General features: G+C 74.1%; 18 protein-coding genes, 1 pseudogene and 1 riboswitch. Of the genes and pseudogenes, 11 read left to right on the top strand and 8 right to left on the bottom strand.

Features of this window, described 5'->3' with window-relative positions; genetic code table 11:
- Nucleotides 1–39 precede the first annotated feature (39 nt).
- The 5 genes from ABZ261_RS12365 to ABZ261_RS12345 all read left to right on the top strand — a co-directional run bounded on the left by ABZ261_RS12365 (nt 40) and on the right by ABZ261_RS12345 (nt 7,178).
- Complete coding sequence (locus tag ABZ261_RS12365) at nt 40–1,404, top strand: sensor domain-containing protein (RefSeq protein WP_356858137.1); 1,365 nt, start codon at nt 40–42, stop codon at nt 1,402–1,404.
- A 234-nt stretch (nt 1,405–1,638) separates the two neighbouring features.
- Nucleotides 1,639–2,976 (top strand): sensor domain-containing protein, encoded by a 1,338-nt coding sequence (locus ABZ261_RS12360; RefSeq protein ID WP_356858135.1) that lies wholly within the window; start codon nt 1,639–1,641, stop codon nt 2,974–2,976.
- A 214-nt stretch (nt 2,977–3,190) separates the two neighbouring features.
- Nucleotides 3,191–3,850, top strand: coding sequence for a response regulator transcription factor (locus tag ABZ261_RS12355; RefSeq protein WP_356858212.1), 660 nt, complete (start codon nt 3,191–3,193; stop codon nt 3,848–3,850).
- 348 nt (nt 3,851–4,198) lie between these two features.
- Entirely contained in the window at nt 4,199–6,124 is a 1,926-nt protein-coding gene (locus ABZ261_RS12350) for a 2-oxoacid:acceptor oxidoreductase subunit alpha (protein WP_356858133.1), read from the top strand.
- The gene (locus ABZ261_RS12345) at nt 6,117–7,178 is read left to right on the top strand and encodes a 2-oxoacid:ferredoxin oxidoreductase subunit beta (RefSeq protein WP_356858131.1); all 1,062 of its coding nucleotides are present in this window, start codon (nt 6,117–6,119) and stop codon (nt 7,176–7,178) included. Before ABZ261_RS12350 ends, ABZ261_RS12345 begins: the two co-directional genes overlap by 8 nt.
- A gap of 16 nt (nt 7,179–7,194) precedes the next feature.
- Here the strand turns inward: ABZ261_RS12345 and ABZ261_RS12340 are convergent, their stop codons facing one another.
- Nucleotides 7,195–7,644, bottom strand: a complete 450-nt coding sequence (locus ABZ261_RS12340) for a helix-turn-helix domain-containing protein (RefSeq protein WP_356858130.1) — start codon at nt 7,642–7,644, stop codon at nt 7,195–7,197.
- 92 nt (nt 7,645–7,736) lie between these two features.
- On the opposite strand from ABZ261_RS12340, the gene ABZ261_RS12335 reads away from it, so the two are divergent.
- The 3 genes from ABZ261_RS12335 to ABZ261_RS12325 all read left to right on the top strand — a co-directional run bounded on the left by ABZ261_RS12335 (nt 7,737) and on the right by ABZ261_RS12325 (nt 10,210).
- On the top strand, nt 7,737–8,591 hold the full coding sequence (locus ABZ261_RS12335; protein WP_356858128.1) for an SDR family oxidoreductase: 855 nt from the start codon (nt 7,737–7,739) through the stop codon (nt 8,589–8,591).
- 133 nt (nt 8,592–8,724) lie between these two features.
- Nucleotides 8,725–9,711 carry an EamA family transporter RarD gene (rarD, locus tag ABZ261_RS12330; protein WP_356858126.1) on the top strand — a complete coding sequence of 329 codons (987 nt, stop codon included), beginning with the start codon at nt 8,725–8,727 and terminating at the stop codon, nt 9,709–9,711.
- Between the two features lie 31 nt (nt 9,712–9,742).
- On the top strand, nt 9,743–10,210 hold the full coding sequence (locus tag ABZ261_RS12325; protein WP_356858124.1) for a VOC family protein: 468 nt from the start codon (nt 9,743–9,745) through the stop codon (nt 10,208–10,210).
- 78 nt (nt 10,211–10,288) lie between these two features.
- Here the strand turns inward: ABZ261_RS12325 and ABZ261_RS12320 are convergent, their stop codons facing one another.
- Complete coding sequence (locus tag ABZ261_RS12320; protein WP_356858122.1) at nt 10,289–11,443, bottom strand: hypothetical protein; 1,155 nt, start codon at nt 11,441–11,443, stop codon at nt 10,289–10,291.
- A gap of 197 nt (nt 11,444–11,640) precedes the next feature.
- Here ABZ261_RS12320 and ABZ261_RS12315 point away from each other — a divergent pair, with 197 nt between their 5' ends.
- Complete coding sequence (locus ABZ261_RS12315; RefSeq protein WP_356858120.1) at nt 11,641–12,228, top strand: NAD(P)H-dependent oxidoreductase; 588 nt, start codon at nt 11,641–11,643, stop codon at nt 12,226–12,228.
- 137 nt (nt 12,229–12,365) lie between these two features.
- Here ABZ261_RS12315 and ABZ261_RS12310 read toward each other — a convergent pair.
- The 3 genes and pseudogenes from ABZ261_RS12310 to ABZ261_RS12300 form a co-directional block, all read right to left on the bottom strand.
- Nucleotides 12,366–12,520 (bottom strand): annotated as a pseudogene (locus ABZ261_RS12310) (ABC transporter ATP-binding protein); the annotation flags it as partial.
- A gap of 76 nt (nt 12,521–12,596) precedes the next feature.
- The gene (locus tag ABZ261_RS12305; protein WP_356858118.1) at nt 12,597–13,793 is read right to left on the bottom strand and encodes a DUF2092 domain-containing protein; all 1,197 of its coding nucleotides are present in this window, start codon (nt 13,791–13,793) and stop codon (nt 12,597–12,599) included.
- Between the two features lie 327 nt (nt 13,794–14,120).
- Nucleotides 14,121–15,131, bottom strand: a complete 1,011-nt coding sequence (locus ABZ261_RS12300) for a polyprenyl synthetase family protein (RefSeq protein WP_356858116.1) — start codon at nt 15,129–15,131, stop codon at nt 14,121–14,123.
- A 527-nt stretch (nt 15,132–15,658) separates the two neighbouring features.
- A riboswitch (cyclic di-AMP (ydaO/yuaA leader) is annotated at nt 15,659–15,838 on the top strand.
- 5 nt (nt 15,839–15,843) lie between these two features.
- Here ABZ261_RS12300 and ABZ261_RS12295 point away from each other — a divergent pair.
- A complete protein-coding gene (locus ABZ261_RS12295) occupies nt 15,844–16,329 on the top strand; it encodes a transglycosylase SLT domain-containing protein (protein ID WP_356858114.1) in 486 nt (161 codons plus the stop codon).
- Between the two features lie 56 nt (nt 16,330–16,385).
- Here the strand turns inward: ABZ261_RS12295 and ABZ261_RS12290 are convergent, their stop codons facing one another.
- From ABZ261_RS12290 to ABZ261_RS12280, 3 genes are all read right to left on the bottom strand, one after another.
- On the bottom strand, nt 16,386–17,198 hold the full coding sequence (locus ABZ261_RS12290; protein ID WP_356858112.1) for an HAD family hydrolase: 813 nt from the start codon (nt 17,196–17,198) through the stop codon (nt 16,386–16,388).
- Between the two features lie 114 nt (nt 17,199–17,312).
- Nucleotides 17,313–18,512: an FAD-dependent oxidoreductase gene (locus ABZ261_RS12285; RefSeq protein WP_356858110.1), complete on the bottom strand. Its 1,200-nt coding sequence runs from the start codon at nt 18,510–18,512 to the stop codon at nt 17,313–17,315.
- Between the two features lie 46 nt (nt 18,513–18,558).
- A complete protein-coding gene (locus tag ABZ261_RS12280; RefSeq protein WP_356858108.1) occupies nt 18,559–19,833 on the bottom strand; it encodes an ATP-grasp domain-containing protein in 1,275 nt (424 codons plus the stop codon).
- Nucleotides 19,834–20,087: 254 nt separating this feature from the next.
- Here ABZ261_RS12280 and fahA point away from each other — a divergent pair, with 254 nt between their 5' ends.
- Complete coding sequence (gene fahA, locus ABZ261_RS12275; protein WP_356858106.1) at nt 20,088–21,305, top strand: fumarylacetoacetase; 1,218 nt, start codon at nt 20,088–20,090, stop codon at nt 21,303–21,305.
- Nucleotides 21,306–21,366 lie beyond the last annotated feature (61 nt).

The following is a 21,366-nucleotide window of genomic DNA, read 5'->3' as shown; positions in this document are numbered from 1 at the left end:
CATGGCGTGGCGGGCGGCCGGCACGGCAGGCTGACCGGCATGACCGTACCCAGCCCCGCCGCCGGCCGGACCGACGGCGCCGACGGCCCCGACGCCCCGCCCGCGGCCGACGCCCCGCACGGCCCCGACACCGGCACCGGCACGCACGACCGCCTCGACGCCTCCCACGACGCCGACACGCCCGCCGGAACCGACGCCCACGGCGGCCCCGGCACGCCCGGCGGCTCCGACGCGCCCGGCGGCTCCGACGCGCCCGGCGGACCCGACCGGCTGCCGCCGCCGCGGCCGGCCTACGACGCGCACACCTGGAAGGAGATCGCCCATCTCCTGCTGAACCTGCCGGTGGCGCTGTTCGGGTTCGCCTACGTCTTCACGGTGCTGCTGGTCGGCGGGACCCTCACCCTCACGGTGATCGGCCTGCCGCTGCTCGCGCTGTGCCTGCTGGGCGCCCGGCAGCTGGGGAAGCTGGAGCGGGCCCGGGCCCGCGGGCTGCTCGGGGTGCGGGTGGAGGAGCCGACGCCGCTGCCGCTCTCCAGGGCCGGTGGGCCGGTGCAGCGGCTGTGGCTGGCGCTGAAGGACCCGGTGGGCTGGCGGACGCTGCTGTACGAGGCGATCCGGCTGCCCTGGGGCATCCTGACCTTCTCCACCGTGCTGACCTCGCTGTTCGTGCTGTGGCCGGTGCTGCCCTACCTCGCGCGGGGACTGGCGAACGCGGACCGGGCCATGGTGCGCGGGCTGCTGTCGCCCTCGGACGGGCTGGAGCGCCGTATCGCCGAACTGGAGTCCGACCGCGGGCTCGTGATCGACACGGCGGCGGCGGACCTGCGCCGGATCGAGCGGGATCTGCACGACGGGGCCCAGGCGCGGCTGGTGAACCTGGCGATGGGGCTCGGCCTGGCCAAGGAGAAGCTGCTGGAGGACCCCGACACGGCGGCGGCGATGGTGGAGGAGGCGCACGGCGAGGTGAAGCTGGCCCTGCAGGAGCTGCGCGACCTCGCCCGGGGCATCCACCCGGCCGTGCTCACCGACCGCGGCCTGGACGCCGCCCTGTCCTCGGTCGCCTCGCGCTGCACGGTGCCGGTGGCGGTGACCGTGGACCTGCCGTCCCGGCCGGCGCCGGCCGTCGAGGGCATCGCCTACTTCACCGTCTCCGAGCTGCTGCAGAACGTCAGCAAGCACAGCGGGGCACGTACCGCCTCGGTCGACGTGCGGCGTGCGCAGGACCGGCTGCTCATTGAGGTCCGTGACGACGGCCGGGGCGGCGCCCGGCTGGACGGCGGCAGCGGCATGCGGGGCCTGGCGGACCGGCTGGGCGCGGTGGACGGCCGGTTCGTCGTCGACTCCCCGGCCGGCGGCCCGACCGTGGTCACCGCGGAACTCCCCTGGCGGGACCGGCAGGACTAGCCGGGCACGGCGGACGCACCCCCCTGCTCCGGGGCCGCGGACAGCCGGCACCGCGGACAGCCGGCACCGCGGACGGCCGGGCACCGCGGACAGCGCCCCCTGCGCCGGGCGCGGAGGTGGGGAAAACCCCCCGTCCAAGACGCCGACGGCCCGCATGTCCCGCGGGCGGGCGGCGGACGACTGTGGACGTACGGCGGAACCGCCGCTCGGACGAGGAGAACGGGACGACATTCGATGGTCACGGAGTACGGACAGGGGTACGGGCGGGGGCGGGCGCGCTCCGCCGGAACCGGTCACCGGCTGCCCGCCGCCCTGCGGGCGCCGGTCGAGGCCCGCAGCCTGCGCGCGTTCGGGTACCTCCTGCTGGGCCTGCCGGTCTCGCTGGTGCTGTTCGCCTGGACGGTGGCGACGGTGACGCTCGGCGCGGGCCTGCTGGTCACCTTCCTCGGCATCCCGGTGCTGGCGGCGGCGCTCGCCGGCTGCCGGGGCTTCGCGGTGCTGGAGCGGGCGCGGGCGCGCGCGCTGCTCGGCCTGGACGTGGCCGGTCCGGAGCCGTTGCGGGTGCGCAGGCCGGGGGCCGCCGCGTGGATGGGCGCGGTCCTCAAGAGCGGCGCGTCCTGGCGGAACGCGCTGTACGCGCTGGCGCACTTCCCGTGGGCGGTGTTCTCGTTCTCGGTGGCGGTGTCGTTCTGGACGACCGGCTGGGCGCTGCTGACCTATCCGCTGTGGTTCTGGGTGTTCCCGGCGTACGCCGGCCAGGGGGGCCTGCAGCTCTACGGCGACGCCCACCACAGCGTCCATCTCGACAACCCGTTCGAGATCGCGGTGACCGCGCTGGTCGGCCTGGTGATCACGCTGGTGACCCCGTGGCTGGTGCGGGCCCTGACGACCGTGGACGGGCTGCTGGTCCGCGGGCTGCTCGGACCGTCACCGCTGTCGGCGCGGGTGGTGGAGCTGGAGTCGGACCGCGGGACGGTCGCCGACACGGCCGCCGCCGATCTGCGGCGCATCGCGCGGGACCTGCACGACGGGGCGCAGGCCCGGCTGGCCGGCCTGGCGGTGGATCTCGGGCTGGCGAAGGAGAAGCTGCGCGAGGATCCGCGGACCGCCGCGCGGTTGGTGGAGGAGGCGCACGGCGAGGTGAAGACGGCGCTGCGGGAGCTGCGCGACCTCGCCCGGGGCATCCACCCGGCCGTGCTCACCGACCGCGGCCTGGACGCGGCGCTGTCGGCCGTGGCCTCCCGGTGCACGGTGCCGGTGACGGTGAGCGTGGACCTGCCGTCCCGGCCGGCGCCGGCCGTCGAGGGCATCGCCTACTTCACCGTCTGCGAGCTGCTGCGCGACGTCGGCAGGCGCAGCGGGGCCCGGTCCGCGTCGGTCGACGTGTGGCGTTCGGGGGACCGGCTCCTGCTGCAGGTGTCCGACGACGGTGCGGGCGGCGCCGACCTCTCCGGGGGCAGCGGCCCGGCCGGTCTCGCCGGCCGCCTGGACGCGGTGGACGGCGTCCTGGTGGTGGACTCCCCGGCCGGCGGCCCCACCCGGGTCGTCGCGGAGATCCCCTGGCGGATCTGACCCGGCTCCCCCTTCTCCCCGCATCCGCGGGGGTCCTCCGGTGCGGCGGGCCCGGTCCTCGCCCCGGTCTTCCTCCGTGCGGCGCCGTCGCCCCCCGAATGCTGGAATGCTGGACCCCCGTAGGACGTCACGGACGCACCCCGCCCGCCGGTCGGCGCGGTGGGCGGCGTCGCCGGATCGGGCTGTGGGGGGCCGGAGGATCGTGGAGGACAGGGTGCGGGTGGTCATCGCCGAGGATTCCGTGCTGCTCAGGGAGGGCCTGACCCGGCTGCTGACCGACCGCGGGCACGACGTGGTGGCCGGTGTGGGGGACGCGGACGCGCTGGTGAAGACCGTCTCCGACCTGGCCGGGCAGGGCGGACTGCCGGACGTGGTGGTGGCCGACGTGCGGATGCCGCCGACGCACACCGACGAGGGCGTCCGCGCGGCCGTCCAGCTCCGCGGGCTGCATCCGGGGCTGGGCGTGCTGGTGCTCTCGCAGTACGTGGAGGAGCGCTACGCGACCGAACTGCTGGCCGGTTCCAGCCGGGGCGTCGGCTATCTGCTGAAGGACCGGGTCGCGGACGTGCGCGAGTTCGTGGACGCGGTGGTGCGGGTGGCCTCGGGCGGCACGGCGCTGGACCCGGAGGTGGTCGCGCAGCTGCTGGGCCGCAGCCGCAAGCAGGACGTGCTGGCGGGGCTGACCCCGCGGGAGCGCGAGGTGCTCGGGCTGATGGCGGAGGGGCGGACGAACTCGGCGATCGCCCGGCAGCTGGTGGTCAGCGACGGGGCCGTGGAGAAGCACGTCAGCAACATCTTCCTGAAGCTGGGGCTGGCCCCCAGCGACGGGGACCACCGTCGCGTTCTGGCCGTTCTCACCTACTTGAACTCCTGACCCCGCGGACGGTCCGGGCGGGCCGGACGCCTGCCGGGGCGCCGGGCGGCGCACCGGCGACCGGGACAGGACGCGGCGCCGGGGAGGGGCCACGGCGCCCGGTACGGGACACGGCGCCCATGACAGGACGGGAGGACCGGAGGAGAACCCGGGAACGCGCGGGGAGCGCCTTGACCGGCGCTCCGCCGATGCGGGACATGATGTGGACCCAAGCCGACAGGCCGTCCCGAAATACCGTCCGATCCCTGGACGCCCTCGGGAAGGCGACCCTAACCGACGTAGGGTTGATCCTGGGATGGTCCGGGACGACCACACCCCGGACAGCCGCCTCGAAGGAGGTCCAGTTCAGTGACCAGCCAGGTCAGCAGCCCAGCGGAGCAGAGCGACGGAACGGCGGGGGAGCAGCGCGCTCCGGGCGGTGCGAAGGACGTGCGGCGCCTGGACCGGGTGATCATCCGGTTCGCGGGGGACTCGGGTGACGGCATGCAGCTCACCGGCGACCGGTTCACCTCGGAGACCGCTTCCTTCGGCAACGACCTCTCCACCCTGCCGAACTTCCCCGCCGAGATCCGCGCTCCCGCCGGCACCCTGCCGGGTGTCTCGTCCTTCCAGCTGCACTTCGCCGACCACGACATCCTCACCCCCGGGGACGCGCCGAACGTCCTGGTCGCGATGAACCCGGCGGCCCTGAAGGCCAACATCGGCGACCTCCCGCGCGGCGCCGAGATCATCGTCAACACCGACGAGTTCACCAAGCGCGCCCTGCAGAAGGTCGGCTACGACGCCTCCCCGCTGGAGGACGGCTCGCTCGACGGCTACAGCCTCCACCCGGTGCCGCTGACCACCCTGACCGTGGAGGCGCTCAAGGAGTTCGACCTCTCCCGCAAGGAGGCCGAACGCAGCAAGAACATGTTCGCGCTGGGCCTGCTGAGCTGGATGTACCACCGGCCCACCGAGGGCACCGAGACGTTCCTGAGGACGAAGTTCGCGAAGAAGCCGGACATCGCCGCCGCCAACATCGCCGCGTTCCGCGCGGGCTGGAACTTCGGCGAGACGACGGAGGACTTCGCGGTCTCCTACGAGGTCGCCCCGGCCGCCCGGGCCTTCCCGGTCGGCACCTACCGCAACATCTCGGGCAACCTGGCCCTGGCCTACGGCCTGATCACCGCCTCCCGGCAGGCGGAACTGCCGCTGTTCCTGGGGTCGTACCCGATCACGCCGGCCTCGGACATCCTGCACGAGCTGAGCCGGCACAAGAACTTCGGCGTGCGCACCTTCCAGGCCGAGGACGAGATCGCGGGCATCGGCGCGGCGCTGGGCGCGGCCTTCGGCGGCTCGCTGGCGGTGACGACGACGTCGGGTCCGGGTGTGGCGCTGAAGTCGGAGACGATCGGGCTTGCGGTGTCGCTGGAGCTGCCGCTGCTGGTCGTGGACATCCAGCGCGGCGGCCCGTCCACCGGTCTGCCGACCAAGACGGAGCAGGCGGACCTGCTGCAGGCGATGTACGGCCGCAACGGCGAGGCGCCCGTGCCGGTGGTCGCCCCGCGCACCCCGGCGGACTGCTTCGACGCCGCCCTGGAGGCGGCCCGGATCGCGCTGACGTACCGCACGCCGGTGATGCTGCTGTCGGACGGCTACCTGGCCAACGGCTCGGAGCCGTGGCGCATCCCCGAGCTGGACGAGCTCCCCGACCTGCGGGTGCGGTTCGCGGCCGGCCCGAACCACACGCTGCAGGACGGCACCGAGGTCTTCTGGCCGTACAAGCGCGACCCGCAGACCCTGGCGCGGCCCTGGGCGATCCCGGGCACCCCGGGCCTGGAGCACCGCATCGGCGGCATCGAGAAGCAGGACGGCACGGGCAACATCTCCTACGACCCGGCCAACCACGACTTCATGGTCCGCACCCGCCAGGCCAAGATCGACGGCATCGAGGTCCCGGACGTGGCGGTCGACGACCCGGACGGCGCCCGGACGCTGGTCCTGGGCTGGGGTTCCACCTACGGGCCGATCACGGCGGCGGTGCGGCGGCTGCGCGCGGCCGGCGAGCCGATCGCGCAGGCCCATCTGCGGCACCTCAATCCCTTCCCGCGCAATCTGGGCACGGTCCTGAAGGGCTACGACAAGGTGGTGATCCCCGAGATGAACCTCGGGCAGCTCGCCACCCTCGTGCGGGCGAAGTACCTGGTCGACGCCCACTCCTACAACCAGGTCAACGGCATGCCGTTCAAGGCGGAACAGCTCGCCTCGGCGCTGAAGGAGGCCATCGATGACTGACGCCACCCGAGGGCTGCTGCAGCTGGTCCCCAAGGCCGAGGCCAAGCAGTCGATGAAGGACTTCAAGTCGGACCAGGAGGTGCGCTGGTGCCCGGGCTGCGGGGACTACGCGATCCTCGCGGCCGTGCAGGGCTTCATGCCGGAGCTGGGTCTCGCCCGCGAGAACATCGTCTTCGTCTCCGGCATCGGCTGCTCCTCCCGCTTCCCGTACTACATGAACACCTACGGGATGCACTCCATCCACGGACGCGCCCCGGCCATCGCGACCGGGCTGGCCGCCTCCCGCCGGGACCTGAGCGTGTGGGTCGTCACCGGAGACGGCGACGCCCTGTCCATCGGCGGCAACCACCTCATCCACGCCCTGCGCCGCAACGTCAACCTGAAGATCCTGCTGTTCAACAACCGGATCTACGGCCTGACCAAGGGCCAGTACTCGCCGACCTCCGAGGTCGGCAAGATCACCAAGTCGACGCCGATGGGCTCGCTCGACGCGCCGTTCAACCCGGTGTCGCTGGCGATCGGCGCGGAGGCGTCCTTCGTGGCCCGCACGATCGACTCCGACCGCCGTCACCTCACCGAGGTGCTGCGCGCCGCCGCGGCCCACCCGGGCACGGCCCTCATCGAGATCTACCAGAACTGCAACATCTTCAACGACGGCGCCTTCGACGCGCTGAAGGACAAGCAGCGGGCCGAGGAGGCGCTGATCCGCCTGGAGCACGGGCAGCCGATCCGGTTCGGCGCCGACGGGGCGCGGGGCGTCGTCCGGAACCGGCGGACCGGCGATCTGGAGGTGGTCACCGTGACCCCGGAGAACGAGGCGGACGTCCTGGTGCACGACGCCCACGCCGCGTCCCCCACCACCGCCTTCGCCCTGTCCCGGCTGGCCGACCCGGACACGCTGCACCACACCCCGGTCGGCGTGTTCCGGTCCGTCGAACGGCCCGTCTACGACACCCAGATGGCCGACCAGCTCGACGCCGCCGTCGAGCGGCACGGCGAGGGCGACCTGGCCGCGCTGCTGGCGGGCGGGGACACCTGGACGGTCGTCGGCTGAGATCGGCCCTCGTGCGTCAGGAGGCCCGGGACCGCGGTTCCCGGGCCTCCTCGTCCGCGCGGCGGCGCTCGCCGTCGGCGCGGCGGCGCTCGTCGTAGGCGCGGCGGGCCTGCTCCACCTCGCCCATGCGCGTCTCGGTCCACCGGGCGAGGGCCCGGACCTGTTCCGCGGCCTCGCGGCCGAGGGCGGTCAGGGAGTAGTCGACGCGGGGCGGGATGACCGGTTTGGCGTCCCGGTGGACCAGGCCGTCGCGCTCCAGCGTCTGGAGGGTCTGGGTGAGCATCTTCTCGCTGACTCCGCGACCGACGGCGCCGCCGATCGCCCGGCGCAGCTCGCTGAACCGGTACGGGCGCCCCAGCAGTTCGATGAGGACGAGGACGCCCCAGCGGCTGGTGACGTGCTCCAGGACGAGCCGGTGGGGGCACATCGCCTGGGCGTCCCCGGCCCCCTTCACGCTTACCGTCATGCCAGTACCTTACTCCAAAGTGGGTACTTTCTCTCGGTTAGCGCTGCTTCTAGGGTGAGGAGCACACGCACCTCGAGAAGGAGTCGCACCTCATGCGCATCGTCGTCACCGGGGCCACCGGAAAGCTCGGCCGTCACGTCGTGGAGCAGTTGCTGGAGAAGGTCCCGGCGGAGCGGATCACGGCCGTCGTGCGGGACAGGACCAGGGCGGCGGACCTCGCGGCGCGGGGCGTCGGCGTCGCCGTCGCCGACTACGGCGCGCCCGAGACCTTCGACGGCCTGTTCGCCGCCGGCGACCGGGTCCTGCTGATCTCCGGCAGCGAGATCGGCGAGGACAGGGTGCGGCAGCACCGGACCGTCATCGACGCCGCCCGCGAGGCCGGTGCGGCGCTGCTCGCCTACACCAGCGCGCCCGGCTCGCTGACGGCCGCGCTGGCGGACGACCACCGGGCCACCGAGGAGGTGCTGCTCGCCTCCGGCCTGCCGTACAGCCTGCTGCGCAACGGCTGGTACCACGAGAACTACACCGAGAACCTGGCCCCCGTGCTGGAGCGCGGCGCGGTGGTGGCCGCCGCCGGCGAGGGGCGGGTCTCCTCGGCCTCCCGCGCCGACTACGCCGCCGCGGCGGTGGCGGTGCTGACCGGTGAGGGGCACGAGAACACGACGTACGAACTGGGCGGCGACGAGGCGTGGAGCTTCGCCGAGTACGCCGCCGAGCTGAGCCGGCAGACCGGCAAGGAGATCGTCTACGACAGCGTCTCGCCCGAGGCCCTGGAGGGCATCCTCGCCGGCGCCGGGCTGCCCGCCCCGTTCGCGGCGGTCCTGGCCGGCGTGGACGCGTCCATCGCGCAGGGCGAGCTGGAGATCACCACCGGCGACCTGTCCCGGCTGACCGGCCGGCCCACCACCCCGCTCGCCGAGGCCGTCGCCGCCGCGCTCAAGGGCTGACCCGGCCCGACTCCGTCCGGTGATCAGCACCGTCATGACCGTATGGCGATACGGACATGACAGCATGGGGCGGCCGGCGTTACCGTCGTTCTCGCGCGCGTACGCCGGGTGCGCGGGCGAGAAGGGAGGGGCCGTGGCCGGAACGTCCGACGGCGAACACCGCACTGGTCTGCTGAACGGCTTCGCCGCCTACGGGATGTGGGGGCTGGTGCCCCTGTTCTGGCCCCTGCTGAAACCCGCGGGCGCCGTGGAGATCCTGGCCCACCGCATGGTGTGGTCCCTGGTCTTCGTCGCGGTCGCCCTGCTCTTCGTCCGCCGCTGGGCGTGGGCCGGCGAGCTGCTGCGCCGGCCCCGGCGGCTCGCCCTGGTCGCCCTCGCGGCCGGTGTCATCACCGTGAACTGGGGCGTGTACATCTGGGCCGTGAACGCCGGTCACGTCGTCGAGGCCTCCCTCGGGTACTTCATCAACCCGCTGGTCACCATCGCCATGGGCGTGCTGATACTCAAGGAGCGGCTGCGGCCGGTGCAGTGGGTGGCGGTCGCGACCGGCGCCGCCGCCGTCGTCGTGCTGACCGTCGGCTACGGCCGCCCGCCGTGGATCTCCCTCTGCCTCGCCTTCTCCTTCGCCGTGTACGGCCTGGTCAAGAAGAAGGTCGACCTCGGCGGCGTGGAGTCGCTGGCCGCCGAGACCGCGATCCAGTTCGTCCCGGCGCTCGGTTATCTGCTGTGGCTGACCGCGCGGGGCGAGGGCACCTTCGTGACCGGCGGGCCGGGCCACGCGGCCCTGCTCGCGTCCACCGGCGTCGTCACCGCCCTCCCGCTGGTCTGCTTCGGCGCGGCGGCGATCCGCGTGCCCCTGTCCACGCTCGGCCTGCTGCAGTACCTCGCCCCGCTGTTCCAGTTCCTGCTCGGCGTCCTGTACTTCCACGAGGCCATGCCGCCCGAGCGGTGGGCCGGGTTCGCGCTGGTCTGGCTCGCGCTGATCCTGCTCACGGGCGACGCGCTGCGCAACGCGCGGCGGCCGGGCCGGCTCGCGGCCCCGGCGGCCGGCGCCGAGGCACCGGCGGCGGACGTCCCGCCGGCGCGGGGCAACCCCCTGCGCCGCAGGGTCCGGCTGTGACTGTCACCGGGCCCGTCTATAAGTGGGGTCCATGACCACACAGGAACCCGTCCCGCTGCACTGGAAGCTCGTCGTCGACGCGGCCGACCCGCATGCCCAGGCCGACTTCTGGGCCGCCGCGCTGCACTACACGACCGAGGACAACAGCGCCCTCGTCGAGCGGCTGCTGTCCGTCGGCGCACTGCCCCGGGAGGCCGCCGTCCAGCACCACGGCCGGGCCGCCTTCCGCGACCTGATCGCCGTACGGCACCCCGACGACCCGTACGACCCGCAGACCGGCACCGGGCTGGGACGGCGGCTGCTGTTCCAGCGCGTGCCGGAGCCGAAGACCGGCAAGAACCGTATCCACCTCGACCTGCACCCCGGCCCCGAGCGGCGCGCGGACGAGGTGGCACGGCTCGGGACGCTGGGCGCGCGGGTGCTGCGCGAGGTGGACGAGCCGGCCGGCCGGTGGGTGGTCATGGCCGACCCGGAGGGCAACGAGTTCTGCGTCCACTAGACCCCGCCGTCCGGAACGGGCCGGCCGCGGCGCCTTGCGGCCCCACCCGGGCCGGGTGGGGTGCGCGGCCCTCCGGGACTACGGCCGGGCGGCCCGTTCCGCGCGGTCGGTCAGCCGCACCATGCGGGCCCGGGCGGACTCCAGCGGGCGCGGATCGTCGGCGGCCGGGCCCGGCTCGGCCGTGAGGTCCGTCCACAGGTCGATCAGGTCGCGGCCCAGCCGCAGCCCCTCCTCGGGATCGCGGACGGCGCGCCAGGCGGTCGCGGCGCTCTGCAGGTTGCCGTAGGCGGCCTCCCCGTCCCGCGCGGTCCGGCGCAGCCGGGCGAGGTCCAGGGACAGCCGGAAGGCGCGGACCGGGTCACCCGCCAGGTAGGCGATGTAGGCGCGCAGCTCGCGCAGGTGCAGCACCTCGGTGTGGTGCGGGCCGAGCACGGCGGACGCCTCGGCGAGCGCGCGGTCGGCCAGTTCCGCCGCCGTGTCGACGCGGCCGTCCCGGACGGCCTCGCTGATGCGGGTCATCGGCTCGGCCAGCAGCTCCGCCCCCTCGGCGGTCTCGGTCAGGGGCCCGTCCCCGAGCACCTCCTCGGCTACGGCGTCGAACCCGCGGGGCGGGGCGGGGGCGGACGCCTCGCGCGGCGGCACGGCCACGGGCGCGGGGGGTGCGGCGGCGGCCGGCGCCGAGGTGCGGGCGGGCCGGGCGTTCCCGGCCTCCGGCCGCGCGGTTCCGTGTCCGGGCCGCGCGGTCCCGGTCCGGTCTCGCGTGTGTGCCGCCCCGGCCGGCTCGCGCGGGTGCGCGGCCCGCGCGTCGGCGCCCCCGGCCCGGGTGTCCGCGGCGGGCGCGTCCGTCACCGGGGCGGCCATCGCGGGGGCCGGTCCGAACTGCCCGGTCGGCGGCCGCACGGTTCCCGGCGACACGGCCGCCGTGCGCGGCTGCGGCGCGGGGATGCGGGCCGGCTCTCCCGTCACCCGGCTGGAGCCGTCCGCCGAGACCTCCAGCGGGACCACGCAGCCGGCGCGGTCGTCCCGGACCGTGGCGCGCACCGGGGCGCCGAGGCTGATCGCGAGGCGCTGGAGGTGGTCGAGGACGACCCGCTGGATCTCCTCGCCGGGTGCGGCCGCCACCGGCGTCCCGTCCACCGACGCCGTCCCGGTGCTGAACACCCGTACCGTCACCGCCGACGGGTGCGCCACGGGCGGCAGCGCCCGCCTCTTCTCGAAGCTGACTCGGGCCATCGGTGTGTCCTCACTCCCCCGGCGTGGCGATCCGGCCGTACACGCTTCCGGCCAGTCTGTCGGTATCCCCTCGGTTTCCCCGTCACCGCGACGTCACAGCCTCGCACCAGCCGGTCCCTGGCCCACGCTTATTGCGTGTGCATATAATGCACATGCTTGCGATTCGATCTCCGAACCTGTCGCGTCCTGGGGGACCCATGAGCCGCCGCTTCCTCTTCGTCCTGGGCAGCGCCCGCGCCGACGGCAACACCGAACTGCTGGCCCGCGCGGCCGCCGAGCAGCTCCCCGGTGACGTCGAGCAGCGCTGGATCCGTCTCGCCGACCACCCCCTGCCGGACTTCGAGGACCTGCGGCACGACAGCGACCACGTACGGCCGCCGTCGGACACCGCCGCCGGCCTGCTGCTGGACGCCACGCTCGCGGCGACGGACATCGTGATCGCCTCGCCGCTCTACTGGTACTCGGTGTCCAGCCTCACCAAGCGCTACCTGGACCACTGGTCGGCGTGGCTGCGCACGCCGGGCGTCGACTTCAAGGCGACGATGGCCGGCCGCACGCTGTGGGGCATCGCCGCGCTGGCGCACGAGGAGCAGTGCGTCGCCGACCCGTACGCCGGCACGCTCAACAACTCGGCCGCCTACCTGGGGATGCGCTTCGGCGGGGTCCTGCTGGGCAACGGCAGCGCCCCCGGCGACGTCCGGCGCGACACCGCGGCCCTCGCGCGCGCGAAGACGTTCTTCGCGCAGGACGCGCCTCTCGCGCGCTTCCCGTACCAGACCGCCTAGCCCTGCGCGTCGACGTCCTCCGCCGGGCCGTGGTGCCGGCCGTCACCGCGCGTCCCGCTGTGCGGCAGCCCGAACGTCCCCGGCGGGCCGGGCCGTTGCCGGGGCGTTGCCGGTCCTTTGCCGGCCGAACCTCGGCACGCGACGCCGGCGCCCTCCCCCGTCAGCGCCGCGAACGCGTCCTGCGGCGCGGCCCGTTCGGCGTGCGGCCCCGGACGCGGACGCCCGCGGCGGCCGGGGCCGCGGTCACCTCGGCGAGCTCCCGGTCCGGCGGTCCACCGGTGACCGGCTCCCCCAGCACGCGGGCCGCCCCGGCGGTGTCCGGGGCGGTCACTGCCGGGGCGGCCCGGCGTCGTCGTGCCTAGAAGCGGTCACTTCCCGGCGTCGGCCGCCTTCACCAGGGCGTCCTTGGTCACCGCACCGGCGTAGACCTTGCCGTCGTCGGTGATCAGGGCGTTGACCAGGCGGGTGGAGAACACGGTGCCCTTGCCGAACTCGCCGGAGACCTGGTCGCCGAGCGAGCCCAGGAAACCGCCGAGGTCGCCGCTCCGGGGCCCGGTCGGCAGGCCGCCCGCGGCGCCGGTGTCGAACGCGGCGACGGAGGTCCAGCCCTTGCCGAGGACCTTCAGCCCGTCCAGTTCCCGGGCGAAGCCGCCGGGCTCCGGGGCGTGCTCGTGGGCCTCGGCGCCCTCCTTCTCCTCGGTGACCTTCGCGCCCTTGGGCGGGGTGAAGTCGAAGGCGGAGGCGGCGGGCCGGGCGAAGGAGACCTGGGTGAAGCCCGCGTCGAGGACGGCGGCGCCGCCGCTCTTCGGGGTGAGCGTGAACTTCAGCGGCAGGCCGGTCCTCGCGTCCACGGCGATGCTGATCGCGCCGACCGTGGTGCCCGACTGCCGCGGCTTGATCAGCAGCTTGTAGGCGTCCCGCCCGGCGACCTGCGCGGTGCCGTCGACGGTGACGGACGTGGTGTCGTCCACCGACTTCAGCGCCTCGTCGGCGAAGTCCTCGGGCGTGGTGGGCGGTTCGGCCCCGTGGTCCTTGCCGGAGCCGGCCCCGGTGGAGTGGTGGACCTCGTTGCTCCTGCTGTCGTAGCCCCAGACGTCCTTGCCGTTGTGGATGAGGCTGTATTCCTCGCCGCCCTCCAGCAGGGACAGCTTCTGCCGGTCGGGGCCGTCGGCCGCGACGCGCACGGTGTGGGTGCCGGAGACCAGCTCGGTGAGCTTGGCCCGGGGGTCGGCGGAGGAACCGTCGCCGGAGCCCTGGGCCGCCCCGGAGAGCATGCCCTTCTCCAGCCCGCCGAGGTCGGGCAGGCCGAGGTCGGTGGTGATCTTCACGGTGCCGGACAGCCGCTGCACGTCCGACGCGGCGATCTTCTGGACGAGCTGCTCGGCGCTGATCCTCGGCAGGTCGGGGTCGCCGGAGTCGGCGAGCGCCGGGACCAGCCCGATCGTGGCCGCCGCCACCCCCACCACCGCGACCGGGACCGCGTAGCGGGCGGCCCTGCGCCGGCCGGTGCGCGCGTCCTCGTCCCGGGCCGCGCCCGGTGCGTCGTCGGATTCGTACGGTGCCATGTGTGCCTTACCTCCGTCGTCGGCGGCGGCTGTCCTCACGGTGTCCACCGGAGCCGCCCTTCTCACCCGGATCGGTGAGGAGTGGTGATGTCCGTGGTTCCATCTGACCAAATCCGCCGTGCGGAAGCGTCAGCCCTCGGAGCCACCTCGGTGTACGCCTGCGGTATGACATGCGGGGGCGGCGTCCGACCCGTCCCGTAGGGGTCGTGCGGGCAGACACCGGCCGCGGGGGCCGTGGGGGACGACACGGCTCGTCGGAGCCGTGCGGGGAGGCACGCCCGCGGGGGGCGCGGGGGAAGGGACCGGCCGTGCGGCCGGCCCGCCGGGTCAGCCGGCGCGGTGCACGACCGCGTCGCACAGCTGCAGCAGCGCCGCCTTGGCGTCGCACTCCGGCAGCGGCGCGAGCACGGCCCGCGCCTCCTCCGCGTACCGCACGGTGTCCCGGCGGGCCTGCTCCAGCGCGGGGTGCGCGCGCAGCGCGGCCAGCGCCTCGGCGTGCCGGGCGTCGTCGCTGAGGTCGGAGTCCAGCAGCTCGCACAGCGCGACGTCCTCGGGCAGCCCCAGCCGGGCGGCCCGCTCGCGCAGCCGCAGCACGGGCAGGGTGGGGATGCCCTCGCGCAGGTCGGTGCCCGGGGTCTTGCCGGACTCGTGGGAGTCGGAGGCGATGTCCAGGACGTCGTCGGCGAGCTGGAAGGCGACCCCGAGCCGCTCCCCGTACTGGGTGAGGACGTCCACGACCGTCTCGTCGGCGCCGGACATCATCGCGCCGAACCGGCAGGACACCGCCACCAGGGAGCCGGTCTTGCCGCCGAGCACGTCCAGGTAGTGCTCGACCGGGTCGCGGCCGTCCGAGGGGCCCGCCGTCTCCAGGATCTGGCCGGTGACCAGCCGTTCGAACGCCAGGGCCTGCACCCGGACCGCCTCGGGGCCGAGGTCGGCGAGGATCTGGGAGGCGCGGGCGAAGAGGAAGTCGCCGGTGAGGACCGCGACGGAGTTGCCCCAGCGCGTGTTGGCGCTCTCCACGCCGCGGCGCACGGTCGCCTCGTCCATGACGTCGTCGTGGTACAGCGTGGCCAGATGGGTCAGTTCCACGACCACGGCCGACGGCACGACGCCCGGCGCGTAGGGGTCGCCGAACTGTGCGGCGAGCATCACGAGCAGCGGCCGGAACCGCTTCCCGCCGGCCCGTACGAGATGCTGCGCGGCCTCCGTGATGAACGGGACCTCGCTCTTGGTGGCCTCGAGCAAGCCTTCCTCGACAGCCGTCAATCCGGCCTGGACATCGGCTTCCAGAGCCTGGTCCCGCACGCTCAGCCCGAACGGCCCGACGACGGTCACGAGGAGTCTCCTGTCTGCTGGTGTCTGCTGCCGATTACACGGTTTGTCGATAGGTCGCTGCCCTCACTCAAGTCAGCGTATCCGGTCCTGTTTCGATCACCGATAGCGCCCACCGGTCCAGCCCGGGCCGTAGCGGATCATGACCGGCATCACAGTGATCGGATGGTAATAACGGACATTCGCCCACTAAACAGCAATCCCATCCTTCCGCTGCATATTCACCGTTTTAGCCACCTCTCTTTTCGGCCACCCGCCGGAATCCCCTGAATCCCCCATGTCCGGTTTCGCGCCATTTGCCATTTCGTGAATTGGGTCACGCGCCCCGGGGGCGCGCCCGGCGCACGGAGAGCGCCCGGCCCCCTTGCCCTGTCGGCGAGTTGAGATGCGCGACCGCAAAGGATCAAGCACCCCATACGGCGTCGATCAAGGTCAAATAGCGCGTTGTGTGATTCCGGCACTTGTTCCCGACATGTGCTCTCGCATACGTTCCCGGCCGTCGGGCGGACGCCGAATCCTGCCGCCGCCCGTGTGACCCATCGACCGACTCACTCGTACGGCAGGAGCGGGGGACCCAGGTAAGCCGCCGGGCCGGACGGCACCGTGCCGACCGGAACGGCTAGGGGTGAAGCCGTGCCTCCGCCGGGGCACGGCCGGGCACCTCCCCGCCCGAACCCGACAGCTCACCTCGCAGGCGTAGGAGAGGAAAGCCCCCATGTCTGCTGCCGCCCAGCGCCGCCGCAACCGCATCAGCCGCCTCATGCGCACCGTTGTCACCGCCGGCGCCGGAGCCGCCGTCCTCGTCCTGCCGCTCGTCGGCGCGACCGGCGCCTCCGCGGCCACCGCCACCACCACGACGGCCGCCGCCACCACCGGCTACCCGGACAACCTCGACGGCTGGATCCGCGAGTCCCTCGCGATCATGGCCGAGCGGGGCATTCCGGGCACCTACAACGGCATCTACCGCAACGTCATGCGGGAGTCCTCCGGCAACCCGAAGGCCATCAACCTCTGGGACTCCAACGCCGCCAAGGGCACCCCGTCCAAGGGCCTGCTCCAGGTCATCGACCCGACGTTCGCCGCGTACCACGTGCCGGGCACCTCGTTCGACCCCTTCGACCCGGTCGCGAACATCACCGCCGCCTGCAACTACGCGGCCGCGCGCTACGGCTCGATCGACAACGTCTTCGGCCCCTACTGACAGCCGGCGCCACCCCGCGGTCCCGGACCGGCCGGCCGGCCCCGCCGACGGGCCGGTCAGCCGGCCGGGAACAGCCTCTCGAGGACGACGGCGACGCCGTCGTCCTCGTTCGACAGGGTGATCTCGTCGGCCACCGCCTTGAGTTCGGGGTGCGCGTCGGCCATGGCGACGCCGTGCCCGGCCCAGACGAGCATCGGGACGTCATTGGGCATGTCGCCGAAGGCGAGGACCCGACCGGCGCCGATCCCGAGCCGCTCGGCGGCCAGCGCCAGCCCCGTCGCCTTGGTCACCCCGCTCGGCTGCAGCTCCACCGTCCCCGGCCCCGACATGGTGACCGTGGCCAGCGAGCCCACCACCGCACGCGCCACCGCCGCCAGCTCGTCGTCCGACAGGACGGCGTGCCGCAGCAGCACCTTGCTGATGGGCTGGCACCACAGCTCGTCCCGCCGGCCGACCCGCACTGCGGGCAGCGTCGGATGGGGCATCCGGTAGCCGGGCTCGATGAGCGTGAGGCCGTCGACGCCGTCCTGGTCGACCGCCGCGTAGACCTCCCCCACCTCCGCCTCGATCTTGCCGAGCGCCGTCTCGGCGAGCTCCCGGTCCAGCCGCACCGACCACAGCAGCCGGCCGGTCCCGGCGTCGTAGACCTGCGCGCCCTGCCCGCACACCGCGAGCCCCGTACAGCCCAGGCGGTCGAGCAGCGGCCGCACCCGCGGGGCCGGGCGGCCGGTGACCACCAGGTGCCGGGCGCCGGCCCGCGCCGCCCGCGCGAGCGCGGCGAGCGACCGGTCGGAGACGGTGTCGTCGCCGCGCAGCAGCGTCCCGTCCAGGTCGGTGGCGATCAGGGCGTATGCGGGGGTGGGTGCCATGATCAGAGAATACGGAGGCCGGGGCCCGCCCACTCATCCGTCGCTCACCGCACCCGCCGGCCGCCGCAGCCCGCTGATCAGTGGCTTCGCACCCAGGGCGGCCCGCGCGCCGGCTCACCCGTGCGCGGCCGCCAGATGTGCCGCCAGGCGCGGGGAGGCGAACTCCGTACCGCAGACGAAGCGCATCACGGGGCCGTACGAGGCAGCCGCCGGCAGTCCGGTGAAGTACAGGCCGGGCACCGAGGAGACGTAGCCGGGGCCGAGTCGGGGCGTGCCGCGGCTCACCGCGAGCCGGGTGCGCAGCCCGTGGCCGAGGAAGCCCATCGCCGCGAGGTCGACGCGGTAGCCGGTGGCGGCGATGACGTGGTCGGCGGTGAGCCGCTCGGTACGGCCGGCGTGGGTGCGGACGGTGAGCACGGGGCCGCCGTCCCGGGCCTCGGCGCCGACGATCCGCTCGACGTCCTGGACCTGCACGCTGCTCTCGAAGCGCTCGCGCAGCCACCAGGCGCCGAGCGGGCCGAGGACCCGGCGGACCAGGTGGTGGCGGACGGTCGCGGGCAGGAAGCGGTACGGGTGCGGGTAGTTGCTGAGCGCCCACAGGGTCCAGGCCCGGCCGAAGGGGGACTCCGGGCGGAGCCTCGGCTGCTTCCAGGGCGGCGCGCCGAAGGCGACCCGGCCGCGGCCGCGCGCGACCACGCGCACGCGGGCGCCTGCCTCGGCCGCGAGCGCCGCCGTCTCCAGCGCGGACTGGCCGGCGCCGACGACGATCAGCTCCTTGCCGGCGAACCGGCCGAGGTCGTGGTGCTGGGAGCTGTGCGAGAGGGGGCCGGCCGGGGCGGGCCCGCCGGGCGCCGCCGCGGCCAGCTCGCGGGGCAGGTACGCGAGCCCCGACAGGCCGGTGGCGACGACGACCGCACGCGCGGTGAACGGCTCGCCCGGCTCCAGCCCGACCGCGAAGCCGCCGGCTGCGCGGTCGACCGAGACGACACGCACCCGTTCCAGGTCCGGGACCAGCTTCTGCTGGAACCACTCGCCGTAGGCGAGGAACGTCTCCACGGGGATGAGGTCCACATCGGTCACCAGAGGGCGGATCCCGGCCGCGTCGCAGTAGTCGGCGAGGGAGTGGCCGGGCTGGGGGCAGTCGATACGGGAGGCGGCGGGCGTCGACTTCAGGAGCATGCCCTCGGGCATGTGGTCGCGCCAGCTGACCATGGGGTCGCCGAAGACGCGGACCGGGATGCCGCGGGCCCGTAGATGGGCGGCGGTGGACAGGCCGTACGGTCCGGCCCCGATCACTGCAACCGGTCGGATCACGAAGTCCCTCCCCAGGACGCGGTGCGCCACGCTGTCGTGGCCTTGCCTACTTCGTGGTGGTGCCGCCGCGGCGGCGGGCGCGCCACAGCTGACTCAGGTGCTTCGCGCCCGGGCGCGCGAAGCGGGCGAGCATCGTGAGGAACGGCAGCGGGTCGTCGCCCGCGAACCAGGCCAGCTCCGTCCCGCTCGCCCTCGCCGGCGCGTGCGGCGTCGTGTAGCCGCTGCGGCGGTAGGCGAGGAGGGCGGGGAGGTCGATGTTCTCCACGATGTAGCGGCGGCCGGCGCGCTGCTCCCCCTCCGGAACGGGACGGCCGGTCAGGTGCAGGTGCAGGGCACGGACGACGTCCACGCCGGAGGCGTTCTCGAACAGCCGGAACTGGGCGCCCATGCGCGGGTTGAAGTCGAGGAGCTTGTACTGCCCGTCGCGCCGGTCGAAGCGCAGGTCGAGGTCGACGACGCCGCTGAAGCCGATCCGCCGGACGAAACGAGCGGCGAGGCCGGCGAGTTCCGGGTTGTCGACGACGTACGCGTGCGCCGTCATCCCGGCGTGCGGCGGCCAGGAGCGGACCTTGACGCCGGTGAAGAGCGCCAGCGGGCGGGAGTCCTGGTCGAAGCAGGCGTGCACGATCCAGTCCTCGGCCTGCTCGCGCGGCAGGTACTCCTGCAGGACGACGCCGGGCCGCTCGCCCCAGTCGCGGGCCAGGGCGAGCAGCGCCTCGCGGGTGCCGATCCGCGTGGTGCCGTTCACGGCGGGCCGTCTGCGCCGGACGAACGCCTCCCGGTTCTTGGCCACCACCGGGAAGCGGGCCGTGCCGGCGAACGCGACGACGTCCTCGTACGACCGCGGGAACACGGCCGCGGGGCTCGCCACGCCGTGCTCCGCGCACAGTTCGTGCAGCCCCTGCTTGCTGGCCAGCCGGCGCGGCAGCGCGGGGTCCACCCGCGGGAACAGGAACGATCCCGTCAACTCGCCCTGGTGCTCGGCGATGAGGACGGCGGCCTCCTCGTCCGTCGGGAGCAGCACGGCCGGGCGGCCGATCCGGCGGCCGATGCGCAGCAGTCCCTCGACCAGGTGACCGGGGTCCTCCGCACCGGTCGTCGGCCACACGAACGCCCGGCGCAGATACCGCGAGGAGGCCGCCGGCGTGTACGGGTCCTCGGTGACGGCGTACATGGGCACGCCCAGGCGGCCCAGACTGCGGATCGCGCCCACGCCCCCGTGGTGCAGCGGGTAGTCGCCGAACTTGACGATCAGTCCCGGCACGTCACGGTCGGCGTCCACCGGCACTCCGGCGGTGTGTCCGGCCACGGGTCTCCCCATGCGTCCCCCCAGATGGAACGGACCCACCCCGTCCGAGTCCCCCAGGGACGCTAAGCCGGAACTACCGGCTCCGACAAGGCTTATCCGGACATTGCGAACTCTTGAGCCGCTGTTCGGACAACCTGCCGCTCACCCCTGAGGCGCCGAACGCCTCCTGAGGCACTGCCCAAGACCCGCGGATCGGCCGTAACGTGTGGCGCGACCACACGGATCGCACGCCATGCACGGCCCGGATGAGAGTGAGGCGCCACCCCATGCCCCCCTTCGACGTCCCCGAGGGCGACCCCTTCGGTCCGCACAACCTCCCCTACGGCGTGTTCTCGCCCGCCGGCAGCACCGAGCGCAGGGTCGGCGTCCGGCTCGGCGACCACGTCCTCGACGCGGGCGCCGCGGCCGCGGCCCTCGGCTCGCCCCACCAGCCGCTGCTCGCCCGGCCCACCCTCAACCCCCTGCTGGCCGCGGGCCGCGGCGTCTGGTCGGACGTGCGGCGCGCCCTCACCTCCTGGGTCACCGACCCCGCGCACCGCGCGACGGTCGAGCCGCTGTTCCACCCCCTGTCCGAGGTCACCCTGCACCTGCCCTTCGACGTGGCGGACTACGTCGACTTCTACGCCTCGGAGCACCACGCCAGGAACGCCGGCCGGATCTTCCGCCCGGACGCCGCGGACTCCCTCATGCCCAACTGGAAGCACCTGCCGGTCGGTTACCACGGCCGGGCCGGCACGGTGGTGGTCTCGGGCACCGACGTCGTACGGCCGTCCGGGCAGCGCAAGGGACCGGGTGACCCGGCACCCGTCTTCGGCCCGTCGGTCCGGCTGGACATCGAGGCCGAGGTCGGCTTCGTCGTGGGCGTCCCGTCCCGGCAGGGCCGCCCGGTCGGGCTCGGCGGCTTCCGGGAGCACGTCTTCGGGCTCTGCCTGCTCAACGACTGGTCCGCACGGGACATCCAGGCCTGGGAGTACGTCCCGCTCGGCCCCTTCCTCGCCAAGTCCTTCGCCACCTCGGTGTCGGCATGGGTGACCCCGCTGGAGGCGCTGGAGCACGCGCGCGTGGCGCCCCCCGAGCGCACCCACCCCCTGCTGCCCTACCTGGACGACACGGCGCCCGGAACCGAGCCCGGCGGCTACGACCTGCGCATCTCCGTCGCGATCAACGGCCACGTGGTGTCCGAGCCGCCGTTCTCCACGATGTACTGGACGGCCGCCCAGCAGCTCGCCCACATGACGGTGAACGGCGCCGCGCTGCGCACCGGCGACCTGTACGGCTCCGGCACGGTGAGCGGTCCGGCCGAGGGCCAGCGCGGCTCGCTGCTGGAGCTGACCTGGAACGGCCGCGACCCGCTGGAGCTCCCGGACGGCAAGCGCACGTTCCTGCAGGACGGGGACGTGGTGACCCTGTCCGCCTGGGCGCCCGGCGCACAGGGGCGCCGGGTGGGCCTCGGCGAGGTCACCGGGCGGATCGTGCCGGGCTGACCCGGCCGGCCGGCCGCGCCGGTGCGCGCGCGTGACGCCGCGGACGCCGCTCACGCGCGCG

This window comes from Streptomyces sp. NPDC006193, assembly GCF_040613915.1.
GTDB lineage: Bacteria > Actinomycetota > Actinomycetes > Streptomycetales > Streptomycetaceae > Streptomyces.
Note: the sequence above shows the minus strand (reverse complement) of the source record. Positions and strands in the feature narration are given on the sequence as shown.